The organism is Verrucomicrobiota bacterium, from assembly GCA_016200005.1.
GTDB lineage: Bacteria > Verrucomicrobiota > Verrucomicrobiia > Limisphaerales > PALSA-1396 > PALSA-1396.
Genome location: JACQFP010000061.1, coordinates 1 through 16,247, shown reverse-complemented (window position 1 = coordinate 16,247; position 16,247 = coordinate 1). Strand labels below are relative to the sequence as shown.

9 protein-coding genes are annotated in these 16,247 nt (G+C 56.4%); 1 reads left to right on the top strand and 8 read right to left on the bottom strand.

Features of this window, described 5'->3' with window-relative positions; all coding sequences use genetic code 11:
- Window positions 1-125: 125 nt before the first annotated feature.
- The 3 genes from HY298_20285 to HY298_20275 all read right to left on the bottom strand — a co-directional run bounded on the left by HY298_20285 (window position 126) and on the right by HY298_20275 (window position 3,264).
- Window positions 126-287: a DUF1328 domain-containing protein gene (locus HY298_20285; GenBank protein ID MBI3852602.1), complete on the bottom strand. Its 162-nt coding sequence runs from the start codon at window positions 285-287 to the stop codon at window positions 126-128.
- Window positions 281-529 (bottom strand): hypothetical protein, encoded by a 249-nt coding sequence (locus tag HY298_20280; protein ID MBI3852601.1) that lies wholly within the window; start codon window positions 527-529, stop codon window positions 281-283. Before HY298_20280 ends, HY298_20285 begins: the two co-directional genes overlap by 7 nt.
- A 278-nt stretch (window positions 530-807) precedes the next feature.
- Window positions 808-3,264, bottom strand: coding sequence for a phenylalanine--tRNA ligase subunit beta (locus tag HY298_20275; GenBank protein MBI3852600.1), 2,457 nt, complete (start codon window positions 3,262-3,264; stop codon window positions 808-810).
- A 270-nt stretch (window positions 3,265-3,534) separates the two neighbouring features.
- Here HY298_20275 and HY298_20270 point away from each other — a divergent pair, with 270 nt between their 5' ends.
- The gene (locus HY298_20270) at window positions 3,535-4,167 is read left to right on the top strand and encodes a redox-sensing transcriptional repressor Rex (GenBank protein ID MBI3852599.1); all 633 of its coding nucleotides are present in this window, start codon (window positions 3,535-3,537) and stop codon (window positions 4,165-4,167) included.
- A 34-nt stretch (window positions 4,168-4,201) separates the two neighbouring features.
- On the opposite strand, the gene aspS is transcribed toward HY298_20270, so the two are convergent.
- The 5 genes from aspS to HY298_20245 all read right to left on the bottom strand — a co-directional run bounded on the left by aspS (window position 4,202) and on the right by HY298_20245 (window position 15,937).
- Window positions 4,202-6,001 carry an aspartate--tRNA ligase gene (gene aspS / locus HY298_20265; GenBank protein MBI3852598.1) on the bottom strand — a complete coding sequence of 600 codons (1,800 nt, stop codon included), beginning with the start codon at window positions 5,999-6,001 and terminating at the stop codon, window positions 4,202-4,204.
- A gap of 139 nt (window positions 6,002-6,140) precedes the next feature.
- Window positions 6,141-7,979, bottom strand: coding sequence for an aminotransferase class I/II-fold pyridoxal phosphate-dependent enzyme (locus HY298_20260; GenBank protein ID MBI3852597.1), 1,839 nt, complete (start codon window positions 7,977-7,979; stop codon window positions 6,141-6,143).
- A 110-nt stretch (window positions 7,980-8,089) separates the two neighbouring features.
- Window positions 8,090-10,858, bottom strand: a complete 2,769-nt coding sequence (locus HY298_20255; GenBank protein MBI3852596.1) for a right-handed parallel beta-helix repeat-containing protein — start codon at window positions 10,856-10,858, stop codon at window positions 8,090-8,092.
- Window positions 10,859-10,887: 29 nt separating this feature from the next.
- Complete coding sequence (locus HY298_20250; GenBank protein ID MBI3852595.1) at window positions 10,888-12,084, bottom strand: FG-GAP repeat protein; 1,197 nt, start codon at window positions 12,082-12,084, stop codon at window positions 10,888-10,890.
- Between the two features lie 115 nt (window positions 12,085-12,199).
- Window positions 12,200-15,937, bottom strand: coding sequence for an immunoglobulin domain-containing protein (locus HY298_20245; GenBank protein ID MBI3852594.1), 3,738 nt, complete (start codon window positions 15,935-15,937; stop codon window positions 12,200-12,202).
- Between the last annotated feature and the right edge of the window lie 310 nt (window positions 15,938-16,247).

Genomic DNA, 16,247 nt, shown 5'->3' with positions numbered 1-16,247 from the left:
CAGGCCGCCACGATGCGGTTGCCTGACGACTCACCCATCCGATCCACCCACCCAGTTCCTTGGCGCTTCAGTGAAATTTATGACCGAATTTTCGAATTCAAAACGCTTTTGCCCAACGTCTGTCCTTACGCATCTCTCCGACCCAGGATCACGGAAACCACAAATATGATCATGAAGAGAAAAAAGAACGCCTTGGCGATGGCAGCCGCGGTGCCAGCGACGCCGAAAAACCCCAGCAGCGCCGCCAGCAATGCGATCGTCAGAAATGTCAAAGTCCAGCTCAACATGGAAATTTCCTGGCAAGGTTCGTCAGCGTCAGGCCGCTTCGAGCAACCGGTTTGCGGGCCACCATCTTGCAAAATGCGCGCGCATCAGCCTTTGGCAGTGCGCAAACCACTCTGAACAGGTCGGTCAATTCTGCTTGTTGGATTGCCCTGCAAACGCCCAAGTCCACGCGCCATTCGACGTTGTTGCGTCGGACTTCGCGCAAGGCCTTCGCTCCGTCAAACTGAAATTGCATTCGTTTCATGCGGACCTCGTTCACAAGTCTTCGGGGAATTTGTAGAGCGTTACGTGTGCCAGAAAATGCAGCCACCCGATAGCTCCTTGAATTTCAGCAAGTTAGAGTTTTGCCCTTGTGAAGGGACAGGAATGGCGGGGGGGCGCTACCATGCAATTTGCAACACATCCGACCGCCAGACTTGCAACTTGCAACACTGTTTACTACCTGCGCCGGGTCTCTGGGAGTGAACAACCGCGACGGTTTGGCAATTTTCCCGAGCGCTTTACCAGCCTTGGGCTGGGGCGCTATTTGTCCCTGATCACCGCTTGCAAAACCGTCCCGAACTTTTCCACCAGCTTTTCGTGGGCACTGTTCACTTCGGCATCGGTCAAGGTGCGTTCGGAATGGCGATACGTGAAGGCATAAGCCATGCTCTTTTGTCCAGCGGGCACATTCTTGCCGCGGAAGATATCGAACAACTCCACACATTCCAGATTTTGTGGCCTCGCCTGTTTCACCGTCTGAAGCACGGCTGCGTGAGTGGTCGCGTCCGGCACGAGCATGGCGACATCCCGGCGGATGGAAGGGAACAGTGGGAGCGGCTTGAACGACTTGGACGGGTTGCGGCGGGCGAGCAGCAAATCGAAATTCAGTTCCGCCAGCAACACGGCAGCCCGCAAGTCAAAGCGCCGGGCGAGCACCGGCTGAAGTTGCACAAACTCACCGATGACTTGTTTGCCCAACAGGATCGCGGCGGATTCGAGATAAAGGGCGCGGTCATCGTCACGACGGGAATGAGTCAATCCGCGCACACCGAACTGCTCGCAGAATTCTTCGAGCAACCCCTTCAAATCAAAGATGTCGAACGTGGCCTCCCGATTCTCGCCGCTCCAGAAGCTGGGGTGTCGCCTGCCCGTCAACGCCAGCGCCACGCGGCGCTCTTCCTGCGGCGGACCGTCCAGATGCGCAAAGACCCGCCCAATCTCAAAGAGCGCCACGTCCTCAGTCTTGTGCGTGAGACTGTGGCGCAGCGCAGCGAGCAATCCGGGCAGCAGGCTGGGGCGCAGCACGTCCATATCCGAACTCAACGGATTGGCAAGGCGGACCGCTTCCGCACTCCGCACCCCGCACTCCGTGCTGGAAATCAGCGTCTGTCCTTGCGCTTCGCAAAGCCCAAGGCCGGTGAGAATGCGACGGGCGTCCGCCAGTTGATCATGCACCGCGTCATAGGCGTTTGAGCCAATCACGTCGCGCGGCGCTGTGGCAGGAATCTTATCCACACCGTAAAGCCGGGTGATTTCCTCGATTAAATCGACCTCCCGCTTGAGATCGACGCGGAAAGTCGGAATGCGGAATTTCAGCGGCGGCAACGGTGCGTCTGTCGAACCGTCCAACGGCTGCGGCACGCGGACCGCGGTTTTCAAGCCGAGGCTGTTCAGCATGGCTTCCGCCTGCTCTCGCGAAATCGCAACGCCGAGCAACTGCGCGATCTTTTCAGCACGCAGCGAAACGGTTTTAGTTTCGACCGGATGGGGATAAGCATCGACCACGTCCCCGGCCAACTGGCCGCCGGCGGTTTCCAGAATCAATTGGGCCGCGCGTTGGCTGGCCCAATCACAGATGCCGACGTCCGCGCCGCGCTCGAAGCGGTAGCTCGATTCGCTGCGCAAGCCCAAGGCCTTGCTCGTGCGGCGGATCTGGGTTGGCGAAAAATAAGCGCTCTCGATCAACACGTCCTTGGTGGAGTCGTTGATCTCCGTGTTTTGTCCGCCCATGATGCCGGCGAGCGCGATGCCTTGCTGTTCGTCGGCGATCAAAAGCATTTCATTCGTAAGCGTGCGCTCTTGCCCATCCAGCGTCTTGAATCTTTCTCCCGCAACCGCGCGGCGGACGACGATGGTTGGTTTGTCGTCCTTGCCCTTGGCGATGAGATGATAATCGAAGGCATGCAATGGCTGGCCGCTTTCAAGCATCACATAATTCGTCACGTCCACGACATTGCTGATACTGCGGATGCCGACTTTTTCCAGCGTGGAACGCAACCAATCCGGGCTTGGGCCAATATTTACACCCTTAACGACGCGCGCCGTGTAACGAGGGCAAAGCTCAGCGTCGTCGATGCGGACTGCGACCAGTTCATCAATTTTGAATTTTGAATTTTGAATTTTGAATTCCGGCATCCGCAGCGGATTTCCCGTTACGGCTGCAATTTCCCGCGCGATGCCGATGACGCTGTTGAGGTCGGGTCGGTTTGGGGTGATTTCGAGGTCGTAAACGACATCGCCGGCGAAACGACCGAGATGTTCAGCGAAGGGTTGGCCGACTTTTGCGCCGGTCGGAAGAATCAACAAACCTTCCGCGTCCTCGGCGAGACCGAGTTCCTTGGCGGAACACATCATTCCTTGCGATTCCACGCCGCGCAGCTTGCCGATTTTGATGGTGAACGGGGGTGATCCGGCGGGCGTGGGCAGCGTGCAGCCGGGCAGGGCCAGCGGCACTTTATCGCCGACGTGGTAGTTCTTCGCGCCGCAGACGATCTGGCGTTCACCCTGTCCATCGGCCACCTTGCAAACAGAAAGTTTGTCGGCGTTGGGATGTTTGTCGCTCGATAGTATCTGCGCGACGACCACGCCTTCAAATTCGCCGCCGAGCTTTTGCACGCCTTCGACTTCGAGCCCGAGCATGGTGAGACGCGCGGTCAATTCCTCGGGCGACCAGTTGAAATCAACGTATTGTCTGAGCCAGTTCAGGGTGACTTTCATGACTAAAATCCAAGAGGGCTGCCGATTCCCACGATCACGGCTTCAGTCCCAAACACGTCACGACCTGAACGGTGCCCGCCGTTGCAGCCGAGGCCGAAATGGTTTGCCGCGTCGTTGTGAAATCTGTTCGATTCATGCAAGGCTTATGGGTAACAGGTTTATCCAAACTTGCCAACAGTAACCTCGCGCGAGTGAAAAGAGAACTCAGCCGCGCACTGTCTGCTGGTCAGGCTTGCTTGCCCACTTTTTTTCCATTATCCCTTTGCCGCTTTGAAAAGAAACGATCGCCCTGAAATTCCGCGCAAGACGATTTATCGGCTGTCGGTTTATCTGCGTTGCCTCGCACGACTCAAGGACAATGCCATTCGCACGGTGTCCAGCGAAGCGTTGGCCACCGTCGCCGGTGTGAAATCAACCCAACTCCGAAAGGACCTCACCTACTTCGGTCAATTCGGCACGCGCGGGCTTGGATACGACGTCGAGCAACTTTCGCAAATGATTTCCGATGTGCTGGGCACCAAAAGCCTCCAGCCGGTCATCCTCGTCGGCGTCGGCAATCTCGGTCTCGCCCTGCTTTCCTATCGCGGGTTCGAACAGGAAGGATTTGAAATTGTGGCGGCGTTCGACATTGATGCGAAACCGAGGCGCGATAAAAAAATCACCCAGCCGGTGCTGGAGATGGACGACCTGCCGGAACTCGTGAGCAAACGTCGCGTGCGCATGGCCATTCTGACCGTGCCCGCTTCCGTCGCGCAGGAAGTGACCAACACACTCGTGCAATGCGGCATCACGGGCATTTTGAATTTCGCCCCGATCGTCCTTCACGTGCCAGAGGAAGTCATGGTCAACAACGTCAATCTCGCCAGCGAACTGGAGAACCTGAGTTATTTTATTCAGGATTGATTCGACGGCAATTTCGACACGTGGGCGGACAACCCTACTCCTTTTTCGCCACTTTCAATTCAATATGCAGATCGCGCAGTTGTTTTGGCTCAACCGCCGCTGGTGAATCGGTCATCAGGTCAGCGCCTTTCGCCGTTTTCGGAAACGCAATCACATCGCGAATACTTGGTGTGCCGCAGAGAATTGCGATGAGCCGATCAAAGCCGAGCGCGATGCCGCCATGTGGCGGCGCACCATAACGAAACGCCTCCAGCATGTAACCAAAACGCGCCTTCACCATCTCCGGCGGGATTTGCAGCACTTCCTCGAACACGGTCTTTTGCACGTCGGGGCGATGGATACGAATCGAACCGCCGCCGAGTTCCGTGCCGTTCACCACGATGTCGTAGTGCTGGCCGCGAACTTTCTTCGGGTCGGTCTTTAGAAAAGGAATGTCCTCGGCCACCGGCGCAGTGAACGGATGATGGCTCGAATACCAGCGGTTCTGCTCGCGGTCAAAACCGAGCAGCGGGAACTCGATCACCCATAGGAAATCGTAGCGGTCGGCGGGAATGGTCAGCTTGCCTTGCGCCTTCAAAACGTCGGCGCAGTAGAGGCGAATCTTGCCGAGGATTTCGCAGGCGTTGAGCCATTGATCGGCGGCGAACAAAACCAAATCGCCTTCCTCGATGGCCAGCTTTTTCGTGAGCGCGGCTTTCTCGGCATCATTGAAGAATTTCACGATGGGCGATTTCCATTCGCCACCTTCGACCTTGATGAACGCCAGCCCTTTCGCGCCGAAGCTCTTGGCGTATTCGGTCATCGTTTCAATCTGGCCTTGCGTCGCGCCGGCGAGACCCTTGGCGTTGAGCGCCTTCACCACGCCGCCATTTGCGACCGCGCCGCTGAACACTTTGAACGTGCTCGCGCGAAATTCCTCGGTGAAGTCCACCAGTTCCATGCCGAAACGAGTGTCCGGCTTGTCGATACCGTAACGGTTCATGGCTTCCTGAAACGTCAGGCGTTTGAAAGGCGTCGGCACGTCCAGGTTGAGCGCGACCTTCCAGACGCGCTTCAGCAGACCTTCAATCAGCGCGTAAATGTCCTCGCGCTCGATGAAGCTCATCTCGATGTCAATCTGCGTGAATTCCAGTTGGCGGTCGGCGCGCTGGTCTTCGTCGCGAAAGCAACGGGCCAGTTGAAAATATTTTTCCACACCGCCGACCATCAGGATTTGTTTGAATTGCTGAGGCGACTGCGGCAGCGCATAAAAACTTCCGGGAGTGACGCGGCTCGGCACGAGAAATTCGCGCGCGCCTTCGGGTGTGGACTTGAATAACAAGGGCGTTTCGACCTCGAGAAAGCCCTGCTCGTCCATGAAGACCCGCGTGGCGGTGGCGACTTTGCTGCGGAGGCGGAGATTGCGCGCCATCTCCGGGCGACGCAAATCAAGGTAGCGATATTTGAGGCGCAACTCTTCATTCACCTTGCTCGCCACTTCGGGATCGTCCACCGGAAACGGCAGCACATCGGCCATGTTCAGCACTTCCATTTCCTTCGCCATGACTTCAATTTCGCCCGTGGCTATCTTGGGATTGTTCGTGCCTTCGGGTCGTTGGCGGACTTTGCCGGTGACGCTGATGACACATTCGCTGCGCAGCGCGGCGGCGCGCTCAAAAAGTTCTTTTGGCAAATCCGACGGATCGAACACCGTCTGGGTGCGCCCCTCGCGGTCGCGGATGTCGATGAAGATGAGGCCGCCCAGGTCGCGACGGGAATGGACCCAGCCGGACAAGGTCGCGGTCTGCCCGATGTGGGCCGGGCGAAGTTCGTTGCAGTGATGCGTGCGCTTCATGAAATTATTCTGCTGGAGTTCAAGCTTTAGCTTGTCGGGTTGTGTTCAAGCTACCGAACAAGCTGAAGCTTGAACTCCAACTACTTCAAAATCGAGCGCGGATGTTGGCGGGGAATCCGGCAGAATTCAAAGACAAATTTCAATCACGCAAGACTCGTTTCAATATCTCGACCATCTGCGTGTTTTTTTCAGCGTCTTTGACCGCGAGGCGGAGGGCGTGTTTGCCCAGTTGCAAGCCCATGTTCGATGCGTCCCGCAAAAAAAGATTCTGATCGCGACAGTGCGCCACCACCGTTGAAGCGTGCGGGCCGTCGGCAGGAAGATGGCAGAGGACGAAATTCGCGACGCCCGGCACGATTTCCAGATTCAGCCCGCACAGTTGTTCAACCAACTGAGACCGCAGACGATGAGTTTCCTCATATCGCCCGCTATAATACGGCGAATCTTCCAAGGCCCGCACTGCCGCCAATTGCGCGGGCAAACTGACCGCCCACGGCGGTGTGATGGCGCGCAGTTGTTCAAGTTGCTGGGGTCCGGCACAAAGATACGCCGCACGGACACCGCTCAAGGCATAGACCTTCGACATCGACTTGCAAACGATGACGTTTTCGCTTTGGGCGGAGAAACGTTCCAGCGATTGATCCGCGCCGGCATATTCGACGTAGGTTTCATCCAACCAAACGCGGAGGTTGGCCGGCACACGCCGCAAAACGCCTTCGAGTTCCTCGCGCGCCACATGGCGACCCGTGGGGCTGTTGGGATTGACCAGCACGATCAAGTCGTAGTCATACTCGAAATATTCCTCCAGCCGCCTTGGATCGAAACGATACCCGTCGCGCCGCGACAGCGTCAGCCGGTCAACCTGACAACGAACGACTTTTCCCAACACATGCGCGTACTCGCCGTAAGTCGGATCGAGCAGCAGCACGCGGGAATCCCGCGAGAGCCACTGACGAAACGCTAGAAAGATCAGATCCGAAGACCCGGCCCCGGCCAGAACACAGTCGGCATTCACGCCTCGGACGCGCGCGATGGTTTTTATCAATCCCTCGCATCCGGTCGGCGGCGATGTCTGCAATAGCCACGGAAGATTATCCTGTAACGCCGAGATTACCTTGGGCGACGGCGGAAACCAGGCATCGAGCACATCGGCGTTGATGATGGTTTGCCTCTTTTCCAGAGTTTCAAACTCCTCGCCAATCGCCGAGAAAAATGCTCCACCGTGAAAGCAGGAGGCCGGCTTTTGAAACGGAATGGCGAGTCGCCAATCCGTTTCGCGCTCGATCCTGTCGAACAATCCCGCGAACAATCCCGCTCGTTGTCGAAGTGAGGCAACGGGGGACTGCAAAACCTGGTAAGTGACGGCGCCGGATCGAACAGCGATGCCGATGGGTTGCAAACCTGCTTTAAGGTAAAGGTCGAGAATCTCCTCCCGGCCAATCGCCATGATGCGCGCGCCCCCGTGTGCCTCCACCCAACGAAACGCCGCATACATGAGCAGCGCGGCAATTTGCCGACCACGACTGGGTTTGATGACCGTCAACAAGCGGACTTCATAAAGGCCGTCGTCGAAGGGAAACGGTGGTTCTTCCCGCGAAAGATATTTGTCGATGGAATACGTCTGTGAAGTTGGAGGCGTCACGCTGATGAAGCCGACCAGTTCTTCGCCGACGGAAGCAACAAGGTAAATGTTTCCCTCGTCGAGCGAATCCCGCAACCGACCGTCGCCATTGGTCGGATGCTGAACTAGTTCCTTTCCGTACACGTCGTGCCGGAGACGATAAATGGTTTCGCGATCTTCCCCGGTAGCCAGTGCAAGTTTCAACCGCGCGGTGCTTCCAAGGCCGTTGCGCGTCGCTATTCTCTCGAAGGCGAAAACAGTTTCGCCGCAACCAACTTCGGTTGCGATGCCGTCAAGGGGTGGAGTCGGGAACATTTGTGGACGTTTTTCGAAGGGAGCGAGCGTATTGGTTTTCATGCGCTCGAAACTAGCGTTCCGACGCTGCCGGCGTTAATTGATAAAACTTTGTCGGGGATTGATTAAAGCAATGCGAACAGAGGAGAGAAGAATTTCAATACCACCAAACTTCACTGCTTTTCATTATCGAGTTGCAGGTTGTCCAGGTAAAAAATGGTTTTGGTGTCGGCTTGGCTGACGAAGCCCAGCCAGTCGAGCGATTTCCAGTCCGCACTGCCCGTTTTGAGGCCGGTGAATTGTTTCACCGGACGGCCCGGCAGGGTCACGCTGAGATTCCAACTGCCGCGGCGACTTGCCCCCAGAGCGGCGGTGACTTCCACATGCACCCACTCTTTGAAGGGGATGGTCATCCACTCCTGTCCGCCGCTGGTCAATTTGCCGTTCTTGATCGAGAAGCTCGGGCCGACGTGGTACGGGCTCGCCTCGTCACGCCATTCGTAAAACATCTCGGTGGCTTCTTCAATGCGGATGTCGAATGCGCAACGCGTCACTCCCTCACGATGATGCGGTACGTAATAAAAATGCGGATTGAAGCGGTGTTTCAGACCCGGAGCATCGGTAACCTTCAAGCTGCGCTTTCCAGAAGCTGCGGCTTCTTCCGTCACCGACAGCGAATCGCCTTTACCTTCAACCGAAATCTGCGCTTCCTTCGGCGGCTTGCCTACGGGCGTCGTTTCAAAATCCTCGCGCAGACTCAGTGGCGGCGGTTCGGGTGCGAATGTCACGGGCGGATACTGAAGTCGCCGCGCGAGTTTCAACCACGAAGCGTCGCCGTAAACGCCGGCCTGTGAGAAATCAAACGGTTTGAAGCCAAGGCGCAATGCTGGCGAATTCTTCTTCAAATGGAAATCAAACCGCTCCGGCCCGATGAATTCCGGATTCGCCACAATCGAGCCGGCATCCTTGCCCGCCTTCTGCCACTGGGAAAAATTCATGCCCTGAAGATCAATCGGTTTGCCGGAAGCGTCCCAGTAAAGATTGTCTTCCAGCTTTACGTTGGCATCCTTCCACGAACCGCCGAACAGCCTGCCACCGTTCCAATAGACAATGTTGTACTCAAACGTGAAGGAGAGGTGGTCCTCGACGCGTGAGCGTTGCAGTTGACCGTCCATGCTGAAAGCGAAGATGTTGTTGCGGATCAAGTTTTCCTTTCCATAGTGCTGATGATAGCCACCGGTCTTGACGTTATAGACCAAGTTGCTTTCGAGGTTGATGTGCGTGCTGCCTTCGTCGTTGTAAAGTCCCCAGCCGCCGCGACCATAGAGATCGTAAGAATAAACATCGTGCACGACGTTGTGGTTGACGGTTGTCCCGTCCGAAATGCCCAAGGTGTAAACGCCGCCCATGTCGCTTAACACGCCCCAGCCCAGATGGTGAATGTGATTGAAATCAATGTGATTCCGCTGCGCCAGACTTTCGCCGTAGCCCCACGTCCAGCCGACCGAGACGCCCGTATAATAAAAATCGCCAATGTCATTATGCGTCACACGATTGTCGCCGCTTTGGCCGATCCATACTCCAATCGCGCCGAGATGAATCCGCCCGCCGGATTGAAGGATGTTGTTGTCCACCGTGACGTTGCCGGTGCGCTCGGACAGATTTGGCGCGATGCGACCCTCGCCAATCCGCACGCCGCCCGCACCGAGATCGTGCAACCAGCAATGAACCAGACTGCAATCCTGACAGCCGCGCCGAAACCAAACGCCGTAAATCCCCACGTGGCCAATCTCGCAATCGTCGATGGCAATGTGCTTCGCGCCGTCCGCCATAATGACAGCGGAAATGCTGGCCTCCGCCTGTCCATCAGCGTGACCCTCCGGCGGCAGAACGTATTGTCCGTAACGAAACGCTAGCCCTTTGAGCGTGATGTTTTCCACGAACCGGCCCTTCTCCGGCTCGCCTTCGAAGCGGACGAACTGTTCCGCGACCGGCGCAAACACTTCAGCCTTGTTCAGGTTCTCGCCAGGTTGTGGCTTGTAGTAAAGCGTCCCGTCGCGGTCGAGAAACCATTCGCCGGGCACGTCGAGGGCGGCCTTGAAATTTTCCAGATGATACCGCTGGTTTGGTGCCCACTGCATAAACGCCCACGGCGCGCCGCCTGTGGTTACAATCGTGGCCATCGCGGAATCAACTGCTGCCACGCGATGCCGGGAAATTTCCCACGCATGATAGACTACCACCGTTGCGTCGCGGAGTTGGTTGGTGGAAATCGTGGACAGCGGTTCCATGTCTTCCGCTCGCGCGCGAAACGCGCGACTGGCCAGATTCGCCTTTTGACCGGTTAATGGATCGATTCCCTCCTCCACCTTGTGCTGCATGTAAAAATAAAACTGATTGGGTGTTCGGGCGCGTACGGCGCGATGGCCATTGACGAACAACTGTTCGAAGTACCATTTGCCCGCAGCCACATCGGGCAGATGCGCGGACCAGATTCCATTCGCGCCCGCTTTCCAACCAAGAATTCTCCTTCCGCCGCTGAAGACTGGTTTGGCGCCCGGGGCGGCCTGGTAAATTACCGGCGTCTCCGGCAGACCGCTGTCTCCCGGCGCGAACACCACCGGTTCGGTCATCGAATAAGTTCCACCCGCCACCAACACGCGAATTGTTGTGGGCGACGATGCGTGTTGCTTCAATCGGCGTACTGCATCGCGCGCTCCTCGCAATGTTGCCAGCGGACCGTCGGTGCGCGGGCGATCGGGATTTTTCGGCTGACCCGACCAGGCATCGTTGCCGTTGGGCGATACGTGCAACGTAATTTCCTCGCGGACTTGCGCGGACCATGCGGCCGGAGCCAGGTAAAGCAAACCTGCCGCAATGACCAATGAAAGGCTCAGCCCACATTGTCCGATGAAGGTGCTTTTCTTAAGAAATTGTTTCATGATTGTAGCGCGTATAAGCGGGAGCGTTCTCACTGACCCTTCGCGCTTTCATTGAAATAAACCTTCACGTTCTTCGTGGCGCGACCGGCGGCCACGATATCCAGTTTCCCGTCGCCGTTGAGATCGGCAAGTGTCAGATCTTCGCACGCCATCGTGTTGTCGTCGATCAACGTTTGCCGCCAGTTCTTGCCCTCGTTATCGAGCGGCGTAAAAAGTTTGATGCCGACCTTGACGCCCGGTTTGTTCATCGCCCGCCAGCCAACGACGATTTGATCCGAACTCATCCCCAACAGATCACCGCAAGCCAGCGCGTGCCCGTCAACCAGTGAGGAATCGAGAACGTTCCGTTGCCAAAGACTCTTTCCGCTGTTCTCAGCCGGCGGAGTATAGACAACCAGATTCGTTCCGTGCATCGGTTCTACCGTGGCGAAGAAGCGTCTGTCCCCAGTGAGCTTGCCCAAGCGAACTTCCCCTGCGCCTGCACTCTCAGTGCCGGAAAGTTGCGTGAGTTTTAGGGCGCGTGCTTCCGCGTCCCAATTCAGCACGAAGACTCCCTCCTTCGAAGCGAGCAACATCTCCTGCGCGTCGTCGTCATCCCACTGTATCGGTTCGAAATTGTGAGTCATGTGCAGCCCATCATTCATCAGCCGGGTTGTCCACGTGCCCTTTGGATCAACTGATTTCTTGTAGCCCAGGATTTTGACTCCTTCGCCCTGGCCATTTTTGTTGCCGCGACCATGAAGCGGTACGACCACCAATTCATATTCTCCTTGCCAGTTTTTCACCCACCTCATCCGATGCACTGTCGGCTCGTGCGCCAAATCGACCGGCTCCCATTTTTGCGTCCGGTCTTTCGGGGGAACCAGATAGAACACCGCGCCACTGTTCACTGTGTCGCCCGGATTCCAACCCGCGCCAACGGCGATTTCGCATTTGCCGTCGCCGTCAATGTCCGCCGCCGCAATGCACACGTTGTCTTCCTTGGTCAAATTCTCGGCGAGCACAAACTTTTGCCATGTTGGATTTTTGTACCAGACGAACTGCTTTTTGTCCGCGAGTAGAATGTCCGGCTTGCCGTCGCCATCCACGTCGGCCACCGCGACCCCGTAACCAATTTCGATCTTTGTATCGACATCCACCGCACGAAACGTGGGGACGGGTGGGTCTGCTCCCAACAAAACTAATTTGCTCCCCAAAAGTGAAATGACGAAAAGAAAGCCGGCCATCGTTTTCATAGTGATGTTGTCGATTGAGCCGGCAATTGGAGGAAAAGTAAATCCTGCTTTTCCGCCAGCCTTGAATCGCAGAAGACAGCCATCGACAAGCTCCCAAATCAAGGCGCTAGGGGACCGTTACCGCGCGGTAGAGGTGCAGAGACGAATTCGTGGCCGAGGGGTCGATGAAGGGCACGGTGCCGGTATTGTTCGTCAGTGTCAGTAGTGCGGACCAGTTCAGCAAGTTCGTGGAGACGTCGATCCGGTAATGGCCGCCAACATCTCCCGTCAGCGTCAGGTGGAAGCCCTCTTCATTTAATGCGTCGGGGCCGTTCTCAATGATCAAGCCGGGCCGCCCGGTGAAATCCGCCATGATGGTCTTGCTCTGGTCCATCACGACGATCAACGGATTGTTCGTGCCTGTGGCATCACCGCTCCAATCAATGAACTGTCGTCCCGCATCCGGCACGGCTGTCAACGTGACGTTCTGTCCGTTGGTGTATCGATTGGCCCGCGGGTTGACCGTGACCTGGCCAAAACCATTAGGGATGACCGTCAGCGCGAATTCGCCGGCGTTTAACGTGGTGAACAGCGCAGAGATGGTCGGGTTGGCCTTGGTCATGGCAAAGCTCAAAGGATTGGTATTGCCACTGGCAGCATTGCCCCACAGGGCAAAATAGCTTCCTGATTGCGCCACGGCGTCAAGGTGTACCACGGTGCCAAAGGGGTACAACGCCCCAAGAGGAAATACAGAGGCAAGGAAAGTAATGGCGCCGTTACCGGCCACCGTGGTGCTCAGCCGCGTGCCGAAAAGCGCCTGCACAAATCTATTTCGATTCATCGTCACGCCAATCGTCGTGTTGGTGCCGCTCGCGTCCCCCGTCCAACCGAGGAACGTCCAGCCATTGGTCGGCGTGGCGGTGACATTGACCACCGAATTGCTCGCGTAGGGGCCGTTGGTTGGATTTACGGAAACCGTTCCTCCGCCCGCCGTCGTCGCCGTCAGCGAATAGGTAGGAATGATGGTCAAGGTGATCGGATCCGCCTCCGATGACTGCGAAAAGTCCGCGCTGTAAGTGAGGACGCGAAGAACAGACGAATCCGTAACAAGGAAAGTGCCAAAATATTCTGCCGAATCAAAGTCCGGCGCCGAGCCATCCAGGGTGTAGAGAATCGCTCCGTTGGTGAAAATGGTTTGTAACTGGATGGTGACGGAACCAACGAAGCTATATTGAGCGTTGGTCAGGCTTTGGCCGTTGCCGAACGCGAATATGTATTGAACCTTGAGATTGGCCGGAGCGCTCGTCACTGAGTTGATGTTGTTGCTGACAACTACGGTGTAGTTTCCCGCTTGAGCCGTCTGAACATTGCTTACCACGAGCGAGGAGATGGTGGCGCCGCTGATGGAATTCGTCGTGTTAAACCACCACTGATAACTCAAGAGCGGTGTACCAGTCGCGACAACATTGAAAGTAACATTGGTCCCAGCGCGAACCGTGCGGCTTTGCGGCGGGGTCAGGATCGTGGGTGGCAACCCGCACTTGCCCGCACTTCCCGCGTAATAGATCGACTGGATTTCATTAGTCGAAAGAGCGCGGTTGTAAATTGCCAAATCGTCTATCAAGCCAAAGAAACCAGCCGTCAGATTATCCCCGCGCGCTCCAATCGCAAGCGAGGAAGTGAAAGTGAAGTTAGGATTGTACGGACTTGCTGTCTCCCCTACACCGTCAACGTAAAACATGATTGCACTGTTCGACTTGGTCAAAGCCACGTGGTGAAAATTTGTGTCGGTGATTCTGAGCGCCGACGAGAAAACTCCCCCCACGCCGACCTGCGTGATGTCCAATCTGCCATCATCAAGCAGGGTAAACCCGTAGCCATTCTGGCCGTAAGAGAGGATGCAGCCATTGATATTGGCAGGATCTATCGTTGCGCGGCTCGCATTTGCCCGCTTTATCCAAGCCTCAATGGTGAAGTTCTGCAACCTCAGGTTGGTGGGATTACCGATATTCACCCCGTCTGTACTTCCGTCAAAGACAAATCCCTGCCCAACTCTCCCCGTCGCGTAGCCTGCGTTTCCAACCAAGGTTCCGTGATTAGTACTACTTGAATCGAGCGCGTTGCCATCACCCTGCCACCAACTGACCAAGTTCGATTGTGCGTTAATACAAATCGGCAGAATCACGGTCAGGATAGCATTGCTGCTGGTCACCGTATCCAGCGCATTGCTGACGACGACGCTGTAATTGCCAGCATCAGCAAGCTGTACATTGGTCAGTGTGAAGGAACTGTTGGTTGCAGTAACAAGTATGTTTGTCTGGTTAAAGCGCCATACGTAGCTCAACGGACTCGAGCCCGCCGCGACAACGGCAAACGTAACGTTGGCACCAACGGGCGCCGTTTGGCTTGCGGGTTGCGAGTTGATGGAAGGAGGGACGCTGCACTTGCCCGCCACGCCGGCATTGTAGATCGCTTGAACCTCATTGGTCGAAAGTGCCCGGTTGTAAATAGAAACCTCGTCAATCAGCCCGCCAAAGGCCGCACCGTAGTCCGCACCACAAGTGCCCGAGTCGGCGATCTTCAAAGGCGCCGTGTTCGCCGGTCCCAGCGAGCCGGGAGTCGTCGCCGCCAACTGTCCGTTGATAAACAGGCGCAAGGTGGTGCCGTCAAACGTGCCGGCCAGATGCGTCCAAGTGTTGAGGGGCAAGCTCTGGCCCGAACAGGCGCACGAGCCGCCCGGCGGGCCGAAGGCCAGCCCTGCACCCGCGCCGTCAAAAACCAACTGGAAAGTTCCTTCGGTCGAACTGCTCGTGCAGCCCGAGCGTTTGCCGATCAGGTGCTGGGCCGCATTGGTTGAAGTGCGAAAAGCCCACATGTCCACTGTCATTGGGGAGGTAGGACCAAATCTCAAGTTGGGCGCGTCGGGCACAATGACTACATCATCCACTCCATCAAAACTGAACGCCTGGCCCACTTTACCGGCAGCAAACGTGGCCCCGTTTTGCAGCATGCCGTCATTACCGTCGGCATTGTCCAACGCGTTGCTCTCCGCCTGCCACCAACTGACCAAACCCGACGGAGGGGCAACACAGGTTGGCGGCGGACACTTCCCTGCACTGCCGGCGTTGTAGATGCCTTGAATTTCATTGGTCGCAAGCGCGCGGTTGTAAATCGAAACCTCATCGATGCGCCCTGCAAACCAGTTCTTGCTTGCTGTTCCGTTGACGGGCGCGTAGGCGCCAATCTTCAAAGGAAAGTCCGTCGCCTGTAACTGGCCCGAAACCGGCACTGCCCCGTCAGAGACACCATTCACAAAGCCCCGTAAGGTCGAGCCGTCATACACCATCGCCACGTGATACCAAACGCCGGTGCTCAGAGTGGTAGCACAATCAAAGACAACCCAACTCGTCCCCACTTTCACGTGCGGTCTGAGCTTCTGCAGGTCGCTGACACTGAGGGCCCAATCGACCGGCGCCTCGACGTCTTGACCTTTGGTGACAATCATGTCGCCGTACGGTGCAGTCACCTTCTCGTAGTTCACCCACGCCTCCACGCTAAACGGGCCGGTCATCTTGAGGCTGGCACTGCTGGGAATTTCAACATACGCATTGGTTCCATTGAAGTTGAAGGCCTGGCCCACCTCACCTAACACAAAGTTCACTCCACCCTGCAGCGTTCCTTGATTGCCATCCGCACTGTCATTCGCATTACTTTCTGCCCGCCACCAACCGACCAGGCCCGATGGCGCGGGATTGCACAGTTGGCCTTGGGCGCAAAACGGCAAAAACAAAAAGCACACAAGAAAACAACGAGCGATTCTAAGTTTGATTTCGGTCAATGAAGATGTGTTTGGTCGGATAGACATATAGTCCTTCGTGGCTGTTTTAAGTCTTAACTAGTTCATTAATCACAGATGGTTTTGCTAGTCAATGCAATTGAAGGCAAGGCAGTCGCACCGCCGGAAACAGCGATTGACAATGCCCCATTCTACCCAGCAGATTATGCGGACTTTAACTGAAGGCGTTGCATTTCGATGACGAGAAATTTCCAAAAGTTGTGGATGGCGGGGGGTGGAGGGCATCCCAAGGGTAAATGTGTTTACGCTGCTATTGCCTTGGGGTTGAGTTCGACACCATCGACGAACTTCACTCCCGCGATCACGCGATCCAGTAACT